Annotated in this window: 19 protein-coding genes and 3 pseudogenes; 10 read left to right on the plus strand and 12 right to left on the minus strand. The window is 32.9% G+C overall.

The window, feature by feature from the left end:
- The first annotated feature begins 100 nt into the window (after positions 1-100).
- Positions 101-241, plus strand: coding sequence for a hypothetical protein (locus tag ACXQH5_RS08160; RefSeq protein ID WP_000047373.1), 141 nt, complete (start codon positions 101-103; stop codon positions 239-241).
- Here ACXQH5_RS08160 and ACXQH5_RS08165 read toward each other — a convergent pair.
- A complete protein-coding gene (locus ACXQH5_RS08165; RefSeq protein WP_000410770.1) occupies positions 238-750 on the minus strand; it encodes an HdeD family acid-resistance protein in 513 nt (170 codons plus the stop codon). The two genes, ACXQH5_RS08160 and ACXQH5_RS08165, sit on opposite strands and share 4 nt — an antisense overlap.
- Positions 751-1,039: 289 nt before the next feature.
- Here ACXQH5_RS08165 and vraD point away from each other — a divergent pair, with 289 nt between their 5' ends.
- From vraD to ACXQH5_RS08185, 4 genes and pseudogenes are all read left to right on the plus strand, one after another.
- A complete protein-coding gene (gene vraD / locus ACXQH5_RS08170; protein ID WP_000154165.1) occupies positions 1,040-1,798 on the plus strand; it encodes a peptide resistance ABC transporter ATP-binding subunit VraD in 759 nt (252 codons plus the stop codon).
- Positions 1,788-3,668, plus strand: a complete 1,881-nt coding sequence (gene vraE / locus ACXQH5_RS08175; RefSeq protein WP_000143679.1) for a peptide resistance ABC transporter permease subunit VraE — start codon at positions 1,788-1,790, stop codon at positions 3,666-3,668. The genes vraD and vraE overlap by 11 nt, the downstream gene beginning before the upstream one ends.
- Before the next feature lie 92 nt (positions 3,669-3,760).
- Complete coding sequence (vraH, locus tag ACXQH5_RS08180) at positions 3,761-3,952, plus strand: peptide resistance ABC transporter activity modulator VraH (protein WP_000672028.1); 192 nt, start codon at positions 3,761-3,763, stop codon at positions 3,950-3,952.
- A gap of 47 nt (positions 3,953-3,999) precedes the next feature.
- Positions 4,000-4,492: pseudogene (locus ACXQH5_RS08185) on the plus strand (IS30 family transposase); the annotation flags it as partial.
- 67 nt (positions 4,493-4,559) lie between these two features.
- Here ACXQH5_RS08185 and ACXQH5_RS08190 read toward each other — a convergent pair.
- Both ACXQH5_RS08190 and ACXQH5_RS08195 read right to left on the minus strand, forming a co-directional pair.
- Complete coding sequence (locus ACXQH5_RS08190; RefSeq protein WP_000586238.1) at positions 4,560-5,057, minus strand: hypothetical protein; 498 nt, start codon at positions 5,055-5,057, stop codon at positions 4,560-4,562.
- Between the two features lies 1 nt (position 5,058).
- Positions 5,059-5,148: pseudogene (locus ACXQH5_RS08195) on the minus strand (toxin C-terminal domain-containing protein); the annotation flags it as partial.
- Between the two features lie 2 nt (positions 5,149-5,150).
- Here ACXQH5_RS08195 and ACXQH5_RS08200 point away from each other — a divergent pair.
- From ACXQH5_RS08200 to ACXQH5_RS08210, 3 genes and pseudogenes are all read left to right on the plus strand, one after another.
- Positions 5,151-5,477 (plus strand): annotated as a pseudogene (locus ACXQH5_RS08200) (IS30 family transposase); the annotation flags it as partial.
- 36 nt (positions 5,478-5,513) lie between these two features.
- Complete coding sequence (gene vraH / locus ACXQH5_RS08205; RefSeq protein WP_000672036.1) at positions 5,514-5,705, plus strand: peptide resistance ABC transporter activity modulator VraH; 192 nt, start codon at positions 5,514-5,516, stop codon at positions 5,703-5,705.
- A gap of 391 nt (positions 5,706-6,096) precedes the next feature.
- Positions 6,097-6,297 carry a cold-shock protein gene (locus tag ACXQH5_RS08210; protein WP_001059079.1) on the plus strand — a complete coding sequence of 67 codons (201 nt, stop codon included), beginning with the start codon at positions 6,097-6,099 and terminating at the stop codon, positions 6,295-6,297.
- Positions 6,298-6,423: 126 nt separating this feature from the next.
- Here ACXQH5_RS08210 and ACXQH5_RS08215 read toward each other — a convergent pair whose 3' ends face one another.
- The 9 genes from ACXQH5_RS08215 to rpmH all read right to left on the minus strand — a co-directional run bounded on the left by ACXQH5_RS08215 (position 6,424) and on the right by rpmH (position 14,349).
- Complete coding sequence (locus ACXQH5_RS08215; RefSeq protein ID WP_001054123.1) at positions 6,424-6,993, minus strand: helix-turn-helix transcriptional regulator; 570 nt, start codon at positions 6,991-6,993, stop codon at positions 6,424-6,426.
- A gap of 250 nt (positions 6,994-7,243) precedes the next feature.
- Positions 7,244-7,639: a DUF3147 family protein gene (locus ACXQH5_RS08220; RefSeq protein ID WP_000779135.1), complete on the minus strand. Its 396-nt coding sequence runs from the start codon at positions 7,637-7,639 to the stop codon at positions 7,244-7,246.
- A 67-nt stretch (positions 7,640-7,706) separates the two neighbouring features.
- Positions 7,707-8,060 (minus strand): DUF3147 family protein, encoded by a 354-nt coding sequence (locus tag ACXQH5_RS08225; protein WP_000491384.1) that lies wholly within the window; start codon positions 8,058-8,060, stop codon positions 7,707-7,709.
- A 609-nt stretch (positions 8,061-8,669) separates the two neighbouring features.
- Positions 8,670-9,509, minus strand: coding sequence for a nucleoid occlusion protein (noc, locus tag ACXQH5_RS08230; RefSeq protein WP_000742837.1), 840 nt, complete (start codon positions 9,507-9,509; stop codon positions 8,670-8,672).
- Positions 9,510-9,551: 42 nt separating this feature from the next.
- Entirely contained in the window at positions 9,552-10,271 is a 720-nt protein-coding gene (gene rsmG / locus ACXQH5_RS08235) for a 16S rRNA (guanine(527)-N(7))-methyltransferase RsmG (protein ID WP_000215588.1), read from the minus strand.
- Positions 10,271-12,148, minus strand: coding sequence for a tRNA uridine-5-carboxymethylaminomethyl(34) synthesis enzyme MnmG (gene mnmG, locus ACXQH5_RS08240; RefSeq protein ID WP_000249657.1), 1,878 nt, complete (start codon positions 12,146-12,148; stop codon positions 10,271-10,273). Before mnmG ends, rsmG begins: the two co-directional genes overlap by 1 nt.
- 66 nt (positions 12,149-12,214) lie before the next feature.
- Complete coding sequence (gene mnmE / locus ACXQH5_RS08245) at positions 12,215-13,594, minus strand: tRNA uridine-5-carboxymethylaminomethyl(34) synthesis GTPase MnmE (RefSeq protein ID WP_000362507.1); 1,380 nt, start codon at positions 13,592-13,594, stop codon at positions 12,215-12,217.
- Positions 13,595-13,737: 143 nt separating this feature from the next.
- On the minus strand, positions 13,738-14,091 hold the full coding sequence (gene rnpA, locus ACXQH5_RS08250) for a ribonuclease P protein component (RefSeq protein ID WP_001789343.1): 354 nt from the start codon (positions 14,089-14,091) through the stop codon (positions 13,738-13,740).
- Between the two features lie 120 nt (positions 14,092-14,211).
- Positions 14,212-14,349, minus strand: a complete 138-nt coding sequence (gene rpmH, locus ACXQH5_RS08255; protein WP_000240855.1) for a 50S ribosomal protein L34 — start codon at positions 14,347-14,349, stop codon at positions 14,212-14,214.
- A gap of 730 nt (positions 14,350-15,079) precedes the next feature.
- Between rpmH and dnaA the strand changes: the two genes are divergently transcribed.
- The gene (gene dnaA, locus ACXQH5_RS08260; protein WP_001290433.1) at positions 15,080-16,441 is read left to right on the plus strand and encodes a chromosomal replication initiator protein DnaA; all 1,362 of its coding nucleotides are present in this window, start codon (positions 15,080-15,082) and stop codon (positions 16,439-16,441) included.
- Positions 16,442-16,718: 277 nt separating this feature from the next.
- Complete coding sequence (gene dnaN / locus ACXQH5_RS08265) at positions 16,719-17,852, plus strand: DNA polymerase III subunit beta (RefSeq protein ID WP_000969811.1); 1,134 nt, start codon at positions 16,719-16,721, stop codon at positions 17,850-17,852.
- The last annotated feature ends 132 nt before the right edge of the window (positions 17,853-17,984 follow it).

The following is a 17,984-nucleotide window of genomic DNA, read 5'->3' on the forward strand; positions in this document are numbered from 1 at the left end:
CAGAGAATGGGACAGAAATGATACAGCGCCACTAATAATTGATGATTTAGTGGTTCTTACACATTAGCCAAAGCTCGTGTGTACTTATAAATAGGCATGCATGAGTAAAACTGATGCACAAGAAATACTAATTTCTAAAGAAAAAGTATTTCTTTATCGACACTCTGCGCAAACACAACAAAAAGGATGTGGCACAAACTTCATGCCACACCCTTCTTTTGAACCGCTTCATTTTACTTAAGCAAGTGCATCTACAACATAAATGACACCTACGAATACAAATGCAATAGCAATCATCGTCGAAATAAAGACGATACCCATTAATGGATTAAATAATAAAATGACACCGAAAACAATACCTAATAAATTAAAAATCACTGAAATTAGTTTTAAGCTACCACTACCCGAAAACGTAAATAATCCAGCGATAGAACTAAAAATAAACCAAAAAGCAAACATGTAGATAAAAAATGCCGAGCTAGCACCAACATTAAAAATGACAATAAGACCAAAGAGAATATCTACAATCCCCATAAACAGAATCCAATTTTGGTTACCACCAACTAAAGCTTTGGCTTTTCTACGATAAACAATTTGAATCACACCATTAATCAATACAAATAATCCAATTAACCATGTGATTGCATAAAAGTTTTCAATTGGGAACGTAAAAATAACAACTGCTAACATTAATAACAGCACACCCATAATCAAACTAGACCATTTAATTCCTTGATTTCCTTTTTCCATAACAATCATTTCCTTTCAAACAACGCCTTCTTTATATTTTCATTAGTGCCACTATTGTTCATTGATTAAATTCCCTCATCTTAACTTATAGAAACATTTCCTCAGTGCAAATACTGCGATGCTCAAATTAGTTGAATTGCTTTCCAATAATCCAAATTCACCCGAGAAAATCACGATATATTAATATCTTTCAACTATGTAAGATTCAAACATTGAATTGTAAGTTTAGATAAAGGCTACTGTTCTACTTATTATTTAAAATGAAATTAAATACAAAAGGAGTGATACTATGACGATATTATCAGTGCAACATGTTTCAAAAACATACGGTAAAAAGCACACATTTCAAGCACTTAAAGATATTAACTTTGACATACAAAAAGGCGAATTCGTTGCGATTATGGGGCCTTCTGGATCAGGTAAGACAACCTTATTAAATGTACTAAGTTCAATTGACCAAATTTCTAGCGGTAGCGTGATTGCTAACGGACAAGAGCTTAATAAACTTAATCAAAAAGCACTTGCCAAATTCCGTAAAGAATCATTAGGTTTCATCTTCCAAGATTACAGTATTCTGCCGACATTAACCGTTAAAGAAAACATTATGTTACCTTTATCTGTTCAAAAAATGTCGAAGGCAACAATGGAAGAAAATTATAAAGCGATAACGACAGCATTAGGTATTTATGACCTAGGAAATAAATACACTAGCGAATTATCTGGTGGTCAACAACAAAGAACTGCAGCAGCGAGAGCATTTGTTCACAAACCACAAATCATATTTGCAGATGAGCCAACAGGCGCACTCGACTCGAAAAGTGCAAATGACCTATTACAACGTTTGGAAGAAATGAATAAATCGTTTGATACAACTATTGTCATGGTTACACATGATCCGGTTGCAGCAAGTTTTGCAGAACGTGTCATCATGCTAAAAGATGGCCAAATTCATACACAACTTTATCAGGAAGGACGTTCTAAACAGGCCTTTTATGAAGACATTGTACATCTTCAATCAGTATTAGGTGGTGTCTCAAATGACATTTAACCATATCGTTTTAAAAAACTTACGTCAAAACTTAAAACATTATGCAATGTATTTATTTTCATTATTTTTTAGCATCGTCTTATATTTCAGTTTTACAACCTTACAGTTTACTAAAGGTGTAAATAATGACGACTCGATGGCCATCATTAAGAAAGGTGCTTTAGTCGGATCAATATTTTTATTTATCATTATTGTCATCTTTTTAATGTATGCCAATCATTTATTCGTGAAACGCCGTACACGTGAATTTGCGCTATTTCAGTTGATTGGTTTAACACGACAAAACATTTTGAAAATGTTAGCACTTGAACAAATGATTGTATTTTTAATCACAGGTGTTGTCGGTGTATTATGTGGCATTGCAGGTGCACAATTATTGCTTTCCATTGTATCTAAATTGATGTCGTTATCGATTAACTTATCGATACATTTCGAACCTATGGCCCTTGTTTTAACTATTTTAATGCTAATTATTGCGTATATACTGATTTTATTTCAAAGCAGTTTGTTTTTAAAAAGACGCAGTATCTTATCAATGATGAAAGACTCAATTAAGACTGATGTTACAACTGCGAAAGTAACGACTGCAGAGGTTATTTCAGGCGTATTAGGTATTGCTATGATTGCACTAGGCTATTATATGGCGACAGAAATGTTTGGTACGTTCAAAGCACTAACTATGGCTATGACATCACCGTTTATCATTTTATTTTTAACGGTTGTAGGCGCCTATTTATTCTTCAGAAGTTCCGTGTCACTGATTTTTAAAACTTTGAAAAAATCTAAAAATGGACGCGTATCTATTACAGATGTTGTATTTACATCGTCTATTATGTACCGAATGAAGAAAAATGCCATGTCTTTAACTATCATTGCAATTATTTCTGCAGTTACAGTAACTGTATTGTGTTTTGCGGCATTATCTAAATCAAATACAGATCAAACCCTTATATCTATGGCACCAAATGAATTTAACGTGGTCGCCTCTCAAGATGCGCAACAATTTGAATCTAAACTAAGCCAACAACATATTACATTTACTAAAAATTATTATGAAACTATCACTGTAAATAATGTTAAAGATCAGGTTATTACTTTGGAAAATGGTAGTGATTCAGGTCGCACGAATTCTATTTTAAGTGCAAATACAAAGTTAACTGGTAACAATGCCATCATTACAAATACAAAATCACTTCCTAACATTATTAATATCCATTTAAACAAAGATTTAGTAGTAAAAGGTACTAAGAATGAAACTTTCCGTGTTACTCAAGAAGACAAAGGTAAGGTTTATCCTTTAAATCTAAGCTTCAACTCACCTGTCGTCGAAGTAAGTCCTGAAAAGTATCAGCAGTTGAAAACACAAAATAACGTTCATACTTTTTATGGGTATGATATTAAACAAACATCACAAAAGGAAAAAGCTCAAGCAATTGCAAAACAGTTTGGAGACAAAGTCATCACGTATGATGACATGAAAAAAGAGGTCGATGCTACTAACGGTATTCTAATATTTGTTACATCATTTTTAGGATTAGCATTTTTAGTAGCAGCTGGATGTATTATTTATATTAAACAAATGGATGAAACTGAGGATGAACTAAGTAACTTCAGAATATTAAAACGCATAGGCTTTACGCATACAGATATGCTTAAGGGATTATTATTAAAAATTACTTTCAACTTCGGTTTACCATTATTGATTGCTATATTACATGCAGTATTCGCCGCCATAGCATTTATGAAATTGATGGGTAATATATCCTTCATGCCGGTTATTATAGTAATCATTGTATACACACTCATTTACATTGTTTTTGCTTTAATCGCTTTTGTACATTCAAACAAATTGATTAAGAAAACCATTTAACACTTGTGATTAAAAGATGCTTCATTGAGATTTTGATTTTAAGCAATGCAGTATAACTATTAATTGATTTATAAAAAAGGAGAGATTGAATCATGAAATTTAGAGAATTAGTAAAACAATCATACGAGGATTTGAAAAATTTGACTGTAACTTGGTATAACGTGATTGCTTTAGCAATGATTGTTATTGTCTTAAGCTCCGTTACAACGCCAATTATAGGTATTCCAGCTGGTTTATTAGGTGGCGCTTATTATTTAAAACGCCGTGAAGAAAAAGGTAAATAAATAAGCCTTCTGTGCTAAACTCAATATGTATTTCCTACCATAGAAAACATAAGGAGTTTGGACATCTTGAAGGAGATACTATTGTTGGTCGTCGTCATGGTAGTGCAATCATTACTTTGGTAGAAAGAGTATCCAAGATGATTATCACCTTACGACCCTTAGGTCGTAAGGCAACTGATATAGAAAACACTCTACACTCAATGTTTTCATCTTTACCTTCTCATATATTTAAATCAATTACTTTTTGATTGTGGTAAGGAGTTCTCAAACTGGAAAACAATATGTAACTGTCACGATATATCTATATTTTTTGCTGATCCAGGCACGCCATCACAGCGAGGTTTAAATGAACATTCTAACGGAATACTTAGACGCAGTGGATTAGATAAAGAACTGGATTTCAATTTAATAACGGATAATCATATCATCAGTGTTGTTCAAAATATCAATCATCGTCCTAGAAAATCTTTAGGTTATAGAACACCATTGGAAGTATTTATGAGTTTCATCGAAGATGATAAACTGTCCAGCTTAATTTGACAATCTAAAGCTATATAAAAAAGCCGTTGGTCTCTTCGAAACTACGGCTTTTCTCCGTGCTATAAAATCAGTATGGCGAAGCACAGTGATCATTGAATTCTGACTTTATATAACCAAGAGTATCTTTGGATACACTGATGATATCTATAACAGTATTGCTAATGTAGAATATATTTTCTTGATTATAGAATACAATAAATGGCTCCACTAAACCTTTTTTAATATATAAAGAATAATCAATTAAGTCTTTGTTTTTTATATTTTTAATAGTTGCAATAACATACTTCTCATCGGTAGAATGGATTTCTTCGTACCAGTTAGTAATATTAAAAAAACGACCAATTCTTGTTTTTTCTCTAAATTTAACAGGATATAAGTATTCAGACAAAAATGTACATTTCGTCTTTGATTGGTTATTAAATATAACATTAATAATATTAGAAATTTGCTTTTTATTGAGAACATCAATATCTAAGCGTATCCTATTTTTCTCAGGTGATTGAAAATAGGGAGTTTCATGTTCTAAATCAAAATGTATTTGTTGTGTTTCAAGATTAATAATCATTTTAATCTCCAATTCTTTTTAGGTTAGCATCGTATGTACCACTTCTTGTTTTCTTGCTACCTAAATTCTTAATACTGCTTGCACCTTTCCATTTTACCTTCTCATATATTTAAATCAATTACTTTTGATTGTGGTAAGGAGTTCTCAAACTGGAAAACAATATGTAACTGTCACGATATATCTATATTTTTTGCTGATCCAGGCACGCCATCACAGCGAGGTTTAAATGAACATTCTAACGGAATACTTAGACGCAGTGGATTAGATAAAGAACTAGATTTCAATTTAGTAACGGATGATCATATCATCAGTGTTGCTCAAAAAATCAATCATCGTCTTAGAAAATCTTTAGGTTATAGAACACCATTAGAAGTATTTATGAGTTTCATCGAAGATGATAAACTGTCCAGCTTAATTTGACAATCTAAAGATTTATAAAAAAGGAGAGATTGAATCATGAAATTTAGAGAATTAGTAAAACAATCATACGAGGATTTGAAAAATTTGACTGTAACTTGGTATAACGTGATTGCTTTAGCAATGATTGTTATTGTCTTAAGCGTAGTTACAACACCAATAATAGGTATTCCAGTTGGTTTATTAGGTGGCGCTTATTATTTAAAACGCCGCGAAGAAAAAGGTAAATAAACGCATTCCATCAGTATATTACATTGCTTTGACCTTTTATGTCAGGTTTTAATATCAACAAGTAGCGTTTATCGCTGCTTGTTTTTTATGAATTGCTTATAAAATCGTCATGTTTAAACGATATGTTACTTTGAAAACAAACAAATACCATAAAAGACTACATTTTTTTATTTTTATAAACCCCTTTAAATCAACGTTTCTAAGGTTTTTAAAAATCTTTTTAAATTTATTTTCAAAAAACACTGTACATTATGCCAATATGAGCGTATAGTTGGACTTACGTAATAAAAGCTCGTGAATTAAATTGTAGTGTATTTGTTTAGAATATCCTCTTTTTTAGTTATGAATTTGTTACAAATATTAAGTGCAAAAGCACATGGAGGTTTTCTATATGAATAACGGTACAGTAAAATGGTTTAACGCAGAAAAAGGTTTTGGTTTCATCGAACAAGAAAATGGCGGAGACGTATTCGTACATTTCTCAGGTATCGCTAGCGATGGCTACAAAACTTTAGAAGAAGGTCAAAAAGTTACTTTCGAAATCACTGAAGGTCAACGTGGAGACCAAGCAGTTAACGTACAAACTGTTTAATCTTACAAAATAAAACGACTCATTATAAATGAATCGCTTTGATTACCAACAAGGTTCTAAATCTTGTTGGTATTTTTTTATGCTATTTTGGATAATATAAATAATATGAGGCCATACCACGATGATTTATAAAAACTTATTTGCCAGATACATACTAATCAAAGCTACAAGAATGATTGCACCAACAAATGCTATGAAAGAAAGTACACTTGTTTTTATATTTCTAGCTTTAGTCGTTTGTACTTCACTAGGATCTTTTCCATTCATAAAAGCAACAATTCGATCGTAGTTATCCATTTTATGCACTTTTTTAAAGTCTTCTATTTTCATAGATGCATAATAACCTATTCCATAAATGACCATCACCGTTATACCCCAAGCCCAATTCCAATAAACAATTAAAGGTCCTGTTAAAATTGCAGCTAGTGTCATGAAAATAATCATCACATATGCCCATAAGTTAAGACTTCGTTGCACTTTAATATCAGGTACAAATGGAATAGTCCCTTTTACTAAATCATCTAAAGTTACATTGAACAATTCGCACATCATTAATAAGTTATGTATGTCTGGTAAGCTTTTGTCATTTTCCCAATTAGAAATACTCTGCCTAGATACATATAACTTTTCAGCAAGATATTCTTGTGAATAACCATCTCGTTCCCTATACTTTTTAATTTGTTTACTCAGATTCAATTACATACGCCTCCAGTCAATTAGTACAATCAGACTATCAGATAAAGTTAATTAAAGTCACCTTTATGATTGACTAAATGTTTTGACATACGACAAAATCAAGGTTCGAAGACTCCCTTAAGACAGACCTGTATGATTACGCGCTTGTAATTTTCTCAATGCCAACTTGAATTTCATTTATTAATGATGCAACTTTTCCCTGCTATTCAATGCTTGCGAAGTTAGTCCTATTTAAGAGATTACGTTCACACTATTTACTATTCGTTTTTCCAGCTTTCCAACTATGCTTTTCTAATCTTTTTTGTGCTATAAATTCTACCGCTTCAAAAATACATACTGCACTGATGAACCAGCTTAGGAGCCCAACAATAATGCTAATCAACCACATGTGCGTCATATGTAACATCATCCATGTAACTAAAATACATACTAATACCCCTGTCATACCAAACACTGCGCCACGACTTACATGCACAGCGACTTTATCACCATATTGCATACCTGTAATAAACATAGACACTAAAAATACTGCCGGAAACGTTGCAAATATACCACCAAATTCTTTCCAAGGTAGTGTTACAGATACAATATAACTTAATAATACTGCAAATCCCCCCACAAAAAATTTCATTAATGTTAATTTCATGATGTTCTGCCTCCAATAATTTATTACTTAATAACTGAATACAACTAATTATCACGCATTTTCCAAACTATAAATGTCTAATACTGAATATTGCGAGGGAAATAACAAACCAACAAACAACTGTGAATATTGCGCCTTTCCGATAACCTTTATGATTAATATAGAGAGATGTCAAAAATACAGTTAATATACAAGACAGAATACCGACAATTGCTCCAGTACTAAGATTCATCGACATCTCCACTAATTGCGTACCACGATGATCCAAAGCTAATGCGATAATAGCCGCAAGAAAGACTGCCGGCATAGTAGCTATAATGCCTCCTAACTTACCGCCTACCTTATCAGCAATAATTGAAGCTAATGCAACAGCGATACCACCAATGACAAAATGAAGAATTGCACTTCCAATTGAAAACATCTTCAACGTACCTTTCTATAATTAATTCAATACAAAACGTATCATTCACACAAAGTGTAAAACTTAAATTTTCTACTGTAAAGGCAACTCAAGCGATGTTCATAAAGCTTTCATGATACTTTCATAAACTAGCAATAAAGGGTTCAAATAAAGGTATATCCAGCTCAAATTAGGGAGTGGGACAGAAATGATATTTTCGCAAAATTTATTTCGTCGTCCCACCCCAACTTGCACATTATTGTAAGCTGACTTTCCGCCAGCTTCTATGTTGGGGCCCCGCCAACTTGCACATTATTGTAAGCTGACTTTTCGTCAGCTTCTGTGTTAGGGCCCTCACCCCAACTCGCATTGCCTGTAGAATTTCTTTTCGAAATTCTCTGTGTTGGGGCCCCTGACTAGAATTGAAAAAAGCTTGTTACAAGCGCATTTTCGTTCAGTCAACTACTGCCAATATAACTTCGTAGAGCATAGAACATTGATTTATGTACCAGCCTGATCAACATATAAATATAAATTTTTATGTTTCACGTAAAACAAAAAAAGACAAAGCTGTTATTATCTTAGCTTTGTCTTTTATGTGTTAGTCATCATGTATACGACATCCTACTACTAACGTTTATATATTCGAATTTTTATTTCATAATAATCTTCATGATCTTTGTCTTTATGCTCAACATGTAATCCTGTTTGTTGAATCGCTTGGATACTTTTGCCTACCTCATCTCGTGCTTGAGTGACATCTTGTGCAAAGCGAAGGTTTTGTGCTTTGACTTTTTCGGGCCCCGTTTTTTGGCGTACTCTATCTTCAGTCTGTTTCACATTTAGTTTTTGTGCAATGACTTGCTCAATCAACGCTTCTTGTTCGCTATCAGACAATGATAATACCGCTCTCGCATGGCGTTCAGTAATTTTACCTTCTCTTAAGCGAAGTAGTACTTTCGGCGCCAACTTCAATAAACGCAACTTATTTGCAATAAAGCTTTGACTTTTACCTAAACTTTTTGCCAATTCACTTTGCGTTGTATCACCAATTTCCAATAATTTCTTATAGGCTTCCGCTTCTTCAACAACAGACAAATTTTCTCTTTGAATATTCTCAATTAATGCCACAACAGCCGTCTCTTCATCATCCATATCACGAATAATAACGTCTGCTTGAGGTAAATTTAGTGATTGTATTGCTCTAAATCGGCGCTCTCCAGCAATAATTTCAAACATATCTTCTTCAATCGGTCTTACAACAATAGGCTGTAATAAACCATGTTCATGTATTGATTCAGCAAGTTCTTTAATTTTATTTGGTTCAAACACCTGTCTTGGTTGATAACGGTTGGGAACGATACGTTCAATTTGAATGGATTCAACATTACTATTGCGATCTTCTTCAATATGTCCAATGATGTCATCTTTGTTTTTCAAACCAAATAATTTTGAAAAAGGTTTTTTCATTATCCATTCGCTCCTTTTATGTTAGTTGTAAAGGATTATGCATTATTTTTCAAGTAAAGGAGTCTTATTAGGCGTCCCTGGTTTTCTTGGATACTTTTTCGGCGTCTGTCTTTTTTTATCAATAATGAACATCTGGCGCTCTCCAGCATCTTCTGGCAATTCAAAGGTATGTGTTTCTGTAACGTTACCACCTAACACACTAATTGCAAATTTTGCTTCTTCTAATTCTTCTTCACCTTTTGAAGATTTTAATGCAACAAACTGTCCACCTTTTTTAACTAGCGGTAAACACAATTCACTCAACACGGATAATCTAGCTACTGCTCTTGCAGTAACAACATCATAAGACTCCCTGTAGACACCCTTACCAAATGTTTCTGCTCTATCGTGTATAAAGCTGACATCCTGTAATTGTAATTCTGACGCTAAATGGTTTAAAAATTGAATACGCTTATTTAATGAATCAACAATCGTCACTTTTAACTGCGGAAACATTATTTTTAACGGAATACTTGGAAAACCAGCTCCAGCGCCTACATCACATATACTTATAGGCTGATTAAAATCAAAATAAAAACTAGGTGCAATGGAATCATAAAAATGTTTCAAATATACATCGTGTTCATCTGTAATACTTGTCAAATTCATCTTTTCATTCCATTCAACAAGTAAACGATAATATGTTTGAAACTGTTGTTTTTGAGTCTCAGTTAATTCAATATTATGTTCTTTTAATTGTTCTGCTAACCATTCTACAGTCATTAGTCACTCACCCTTTGGAGTTTACCTTGTTCTAAGTAAATCAATAATATAGATATGTCTGCTGGATTTACCCCTGATATTCTAGAAGCTTGTGCAATATTTAAAGGTTTTACTTCTGATAATTTTTCTCGCGCTTCAGTCGCCAAACTATCAATCTTACTATAATCTAAGTCTTCTGGAATTTTCTTTTCTTCCATACGCTTAACTTTCTCAACTTGTTGTAGTGATTTATTGATATAACCTTCATATTTTGTTTGTATTTCTACTTGTTCTTCAACATCTGCATTCAATTGATGTTCTTCTTCTAAAATTTCTAAAATTATATCGTAAGTCATTTCAGGTCTGCGTAATAAATCGATAGCTAAAATACCATCTTTTAAGCGAGAACCACCATGTTGTTCAATAATCGCTTGCGTATGTTCGTTTGGTTTAATACGAATATCTGATAAACGCTTAATTTCCGCATCAATTTGCTGACGTTTTTCATTAAAACGTGCATATCGTTCTTCAGAAATCATACCAAGTTCATATCCCATATCCGTCAATCTCAAATCAGCATTATCATGACGTAGTAACAAACGATATTCTGCACGTGATGTTAGTAAACGATAAGGTTCATTAGTACCTTTAGTTACAAGATCATCGATTAATACACCAATATATGCATCTGAACGACTTAATATCTTTTCGCCTGTGTTTAACACTTTACCTGCAGCGTTAATACCTGCCATCAATCCTTGTCCTGCTGCTTCTTCATAACCAGAAGTACCATTAATTTGACCTGCAGTGTATAAGTTTTTAATCATTTTCGTTTCAAGTGTAGGCCATAACTGCGTTGGCACAATCGCATCATATTCAATTGCGTAGCCGGCACGCATCATATCTGCTTTTTCAAGACCTGGTATCGTCTCTAACATTTGACGTTGCACATGTTCAGGAAGACTTGTAGACAATCCTTGTACATATACTTCATTTGTATTACGACCTTCAGGCTCTAAGAAAAGTTGATGTCGCGGCTTATCATTAAAACGAACAAATTTATCTTCAATTGAAGGGCAATAACGTGGCCCGGTTCCTTTAATCATCCCTGAATACATTGCAGATAGATGTAAATTATCATCGATAACTTTGTGTGTTTCAGCATTAGTATACGTTAACCAACATGGCAATTGATCTAATATATATTCTGTTGTTTCAAAGCTGAATGCACGACCTACATCGTCACCTGGTTGTATTTCAGTCTTCGAATAGTCAATTGTTTTTGAATTTACACGCGGGGGTGTACCTGTTTTAAAACGAACAATATCAAAACCAAGTTCTCTTAAATTGTCTGATAATGTGATTGATGGTAATTGGTGATTTGGTCCACTTGAATACTTCATATTACCTAAAATGATTTCACCACGTAAAAATGTTCCCGTTGTAATAATTACTGCTTTAGATAAATACTCTGTACCAATATTTGTACGTACACCTTTAACTTCATTATCTTCTATAATAAGTTCGTCTACCATACCTTGCATTATATGCAAATTTTCTTCATCTTCAATCACGCGTTTCATTTCTTGTTGATAAAGTACTTTATCTGCTTGCGCTCTTAGTGCTCTTACAGCAGGTCCTTTACCAGTATTTAACATTCTCATTTGAATGTGTGTTTTATCGATTGTTTTTGCCATTTGTCCACCTAAAGCATCAATTTCACGAACAACGATACCTTTAGCTGGTCCACCTACAGATGGGTTACATGGCATAAATGCAATATTATCTAAATTTATTGTTAGCATTAATGTTTTAGCACCACGTCTTGCAGATGCTAAACCTGCTTCTACACCTGCATGTCCCGCACCTATAACGATTACATCATATTCTTGAACCACAATATAAACCTCCTTATTTGATATCTTACTAGCCTTCTTAAGACGGTATTCCGTCTATTTCAATTACTATTTACCTAAGCAGAATTGACTGAATAACTGATCGATGAGTTCATCACTTGCAGTCTCACCAATAATTTCTCCTAATATTTCCCAAGTTCTAGTTAAATCAATTTGTACCATATCCATAGGCACACCAGATTCTGCTGCATCAATCGCATCTTGTATCGTTTGTCTTGCTTGTTTTAATAATGAAATATGTCTTGAATTAGAAACATAAGTCATATCTTGATTTTGTACTTCTCCACCAAAGAACAAATCTCGAATTTGTATTTCTAATTCATCAATACCTTCTTGTTTTAACATTGAAGTTTGAATTAATGGCGTATCGCCTATCATATCTTTAACTTCATTAATATCTATATTTTGCTCTAAATCCATTTTATTAACAATTACGATTACATCTTCATTTTTAACCACTTCATATAATGTGTAATCTTCTTGAGTCAATGCTTCGTTATTGTTTAATACAAATAAAATTAAGTCTGCTTGGCTAAGAGCCTTTCTAGAGCGTTCAACACCAATCTTCTCTACTATATCTTCTGTCTCACGTATACCAGCAGTATCAACTAATCTTAATGGCACGCCACGAACATTGACGTACTCTTCTAAGACATCTCTAGTCGTACCCGCTACCTCAGTTACAATCGCTTTATTATCTTGTATTAAATTATTTAACATCGATGATTTACCTACGTTTGGTTTACCAACAATAACTGTAGATAAACCTTCACGCATAATTTTACCCTGCGCACCGGTATCTAATAAATGATTAATTTCCTGTTTGATTTCTTTAGACTGCTCTAAAAGAAATTCAGTAGTCGCATCTTCAACATCATCGTATTCAGGATAATCAATATTCACTTCCACTTGAGCGAGTATCTCTAATATAGATTGACGTTGTTTTTTGATTAAGTCACTTAGACGACCTTCAATTTGATTCATCGCAACTTTAGAAGCTCTATCTGTTTTCGAGCGAATAAAGTCCATAACTGCTTCAGCTTGAGATAAATCAATACGACCATTTAAAAAGGCACGTTTTGTAAATTCACCTGGCTCAGCCATTCTAGCGCCATATGTCATAGTAAGTTCCAGTACTCTATTAATAGTTAAAATACCACCATGACAATTAATTTCTATAATATCTTCACGTGTAAATGTTTTTGGCGCTCTTAACACAGACACCATAACTTCTTCAACCACTTCTTTAGACTCTGGATCAATAATATGACCGTAATTAATCGTATGTGATGGAACATCATTTAAAAGATGTTTTCCTTTATATAATTTGTCAGCAATTTCAACGGCTTGCGGTCCAGACAATCGAACAATTCCAATTGCCCCTTCACCCATTGGTGTTGAAATACTCGTAATTGTATCTAAATCCATATTGCTACTCGCCTCCTTCAACGATGTGAATACATTTTAAAGTAAGTTATTATATCCCTGAGGTTAGTCTTACGCTTGTCTGAGGTAAGACTTCGGTATGTGTTGAGTGGTTAATGTTTTTCTCCCTTTCCCCTACCCTATCCTTACTTAATCTTTTTATTAAAAACTTTGGCAATTTTAAGTACGTGCTCAAGACTATTCTGTATTTGTAAAGTCGTCATATCTTTAGCTGGCTGTCTTGCTATTACAATAATATCTTTGGCCAATATATGCGACTTATGTACTTTGAAATTTTCACGTATTGCTCTTTTTATCTTGTTTCTTAACACTGCATTACCTAGTTTTTTAGAAACACTAATACCTAAGCGAAAATGGTCTATTTCTTTATTATTACAAGTGTATACAACAAATTGTCTGTTGGCTACAGAATGACCTTTTTTATATATTCTCTGAAAATCTGCATTCTTTTTAATTCGGTAAGCTTTTTCCAATAACATCACTCGCTTATTTATCGTTTTTATTTGAAGCTATATTTAAACTTCTATTGAGCTTATAACATAAATTTCTATTTATTCTTAATTTAAACGAAAAAAAAGATCACTGATGAGTCAGTGATCTTATGCAGATAAAACTTTACGGCCTTTACGACGACGGCGCGCTAAAACTTTACGGCCATTTTTTGTGCTCATGCGTTTTCTGAAACCATGAACTTTACTATGTTTACGTTTATTTGGTTGATAAGTACGTTTTACCATGCAAAACACCTCCATCTTTATACAGTTATCTAATATACCAGATTATGCAGACTCTGATCACTTTAATAGATAAGATTTTGCGTTTCTTAGATTAAAATTCTCGTATTAGCTCATTGATTATCTAGTCATAATTCAAGCAACTACTACAATATAACAAAATCCTTTTTATAACGCAAGTTCATTTTATACTACTGCTCAATTTTTTTACTTTTATCGATTAAAGATAGAAATACACGATGCGAGCAATCAAATTTCATAACATCAACATGAGTTTGCTCCGAAACATGAGTGTTTACAATATTTGAATACCTTATACAGTTCTTATACATACTTTATAAATTATTTCCCAAGCTGTTTTGATACACACACTAACAGATACTCTATAGAAGGAAAAGTTATCCACTTATGCACATTTATAGTTTTCAGAATTGTGGATAATTAGAAATTACACACAAAGTTATACTATTTTTAGCAACATATTCACAGGTATTTGACATATAGAGAACTGAAAAAGTATAATTGTGTGGATAAGTCGTCCAACTCATGATTTTATAAGGATTTATTTATTGATATTTACATAAAAATACTGTGCATAACTAATAAGCAGGATAAAGTTATCCACCGATTGTTATTAACTTGTGGATAATTATTAACATGGTGTGTTTAGAAGTTATCCACGGCTGTTATTTTTGTGTATAACTTAAAAATTTAAGAAAGATGGAGTAAATTTATGTCGGAAAAAGAAATTTGGGAAAAAGTGCTTGAAATTGCTCAAGAAAAATTATCAGCTGTAAGTTACTCAACTTTCCTAAAAGATACTGAGCTTTACACGATCAAAGATGGTGAAGCTATCGTATTATCGAGTATTCCTTTTAATGCAAATTGGTTAAATCAACAATATGCTGAAATTATCCAAGCAATCTTATTTGATGTTGTAGGCTATGAAGTAAAACCTCACTTTATTACTACTGAAGAATTAGCAAATTATAGTAATAATGAAACTGCTACTCCAAAAGAAACAACAAAACCTTCTACTGAAACAACTGAGGATAATCATGTGCTTGGTAGAGAGCAATTCAATGCCCATAACACATTTGACACTTTTGTAATCGGACCTGGTAACCGCTTTCCACATGCAGCGAGTTTAGCTGTGGCCGAAGCACCAGCCAAAGCGTACAATCCATTATTTATCTATGGAGGGGTTGGTTTAGGAAAAACCCATTTAATGCATGCCATTGGTCATCATGTTTTAGATAATAATCCAGATGCCAAAGTGATTTACACATCAAGTGAAAAATTCACAAATGAATTTATTAAATCAATTCGTGATAACGAAGGTGAAGCTTTCAGAGAAAGATATCGTAATATCGACGTCTTATTAATCGATGATATTCAGTTCATACAAAATAAAGTACAAACACAAGAAGAATTTTTCTATACTTTTAATGAATTGCATCAGAATAACAAGCAAATAGTTATTTCGAGTGATCGACCGCCAAAGGAAATTGCACAATTAGAAGATCGATTACGTTCACGCTTTGAATGGGGGCTAATTGTTGATATTACGCCACCAGATTATGAAACTCGAATGGCAATTTTGCAGAAGAAAATTGAAGAAGAAAAATTAGATATTCCACCAGAAGCTTTAAATTATATAGCAAATCAAATTCAATCTAATATTCGTGAATTAGAAGGTGCATTAACGCGTTTACTTGCATATTCACAATTATTAGGAAAACCAATTACAACTGAATTAACTGCTGAAGCTTTAAAAGATATCATTCAAGCACCAAAATCTAAAAAGATTACCATCCAAGATATTCAAAAAATTGTAGGCCAGTACTATAATGTTAGAATTGAAGATTTCAGTGCAAAAAAACGTACAAAGTCAATTGCATATCCGCGTCAAATAGCTATGTACTTGTCTAGAGAGCTTACAGATTTCTCATTACCTAAAATTGGTGAAGAATTTGGTGGGCGTGATCATACGACCGTCATTCATGCTCATGAAAAAATATCTAAAGATCTAAAAGAAGATCCTATTTTTAAACAAGAAGTAGAGAATCTTGAAAAAGAAATAAGAAATGTATAAGTAGGAAACTTTGGGAAATGCAATCTGTTATATAACAGCACTAATAATAACTATCATTTTTTACATTTCTATATGCTAATGTGGCAAGATGAGCAAAACTCATTTTGTGGATAATGTTTAAAAGTCATACACACCATACACAAGTTATCAACATGTGTATAACTTCGCCAAATCTATGTTTTTAAGACTTATCCACCAATCCACAGCACCTACTATTATTACTAAGAACTTAAAACCTATATAATTATATATAAACGACTGGAAGGAGTTTTAATTAATGATGGAATTCACTATTAAAAGAGATTATTTTATTACACAATTAAATGACACATTAAAAGCTATTTCACCAAGAACAACATTACCTATATTAACTGGTATCAAAATCGATGCGAAAGAACATGAAGTTATATTAACTGGTTCAGACTCTGAAATTTCAATAGAAATCACTATTCCTAAAACTGTAGATGGCGAAGATATTGTCAATATTTCAGAAACAGGCTCAGTAGTACTTCCTGGACGATTCTTTGTTGATATTATAAAAAAATTACCTGGTAAAGATGTTAAATTATCTACAAATGAACAATTCCAGACATTAATTACATCAGGTCATTCTGAATTTAATTTAAGTGGCTTAGATCCAGATCAATATCCTTTATTACCTCAAGTTTCTAGAGATGACGCAATTCAATTGTCGGTAAAAGTGCTTAAAAACGTGATTGCACAAACGAATTTTGCAGTGTCCACCTCAGAAACACGCCCAGTACTAACTGGTGTGAACTGGCTTATACAAGAAAATGAATTAATATGCACAGCGACTGACTCACACCGCTTGGCTGTAAGAAAGTTGCAGTTAGAAGATGTTTCTGAAAACAAAAATGTCATCATTCCAGGTAAGGCTTTAGCTGAATTAAATAAAATTATGTCTGACAATGAAGAAGACATTGATATCTTCTTTGCTTCAAACCAAGTTTTATTTAAAGTTGGAAATGTGAACTTTATTTCTCGATTATTAGAAGGACATTATCCTGATACAACACGTTTATTCCCTGAAAACTATGAAATTAAATTAAGTATAGACAATGGGGAGTTTTATCATGCGATTGATCGTGCATCTTTATTAGCACGTGAAGGTGGTAATAACGTTATCAAATTAAGTACAGGTGATGACGTTGTTGAATTATCTTCTACATCACCAGAAATTGGTACTGTAAAAGAAGAAGTTGATGCAAACGATGTTGAAGGTGGTAGCCTGAAAATTTCATTCAACTCTAAATATATGATGGATGCTTTAAAAGCAATCGATAATGATGAGGTTGAAGTTGAATTCTTCGGTACAATGAAACCATTTATTCTAAAACCAAAAGGTGACGACTCGGTAACGCAATTAATTTTACCAATCAGAACTTACTAAAAATAAATATAAATAAAGGATGACGTGATTAATTAAAACGTCATCCTTTATTTTTTTATGAAAAGAAAACCATACGCTATGCGTATGGTTCAGAAAAGGTTCTACCATTGTCACAAAAAATGCATCTCTACG

The organism is Staphylococcus sp. SA22 (assembly GCF_054165785.1).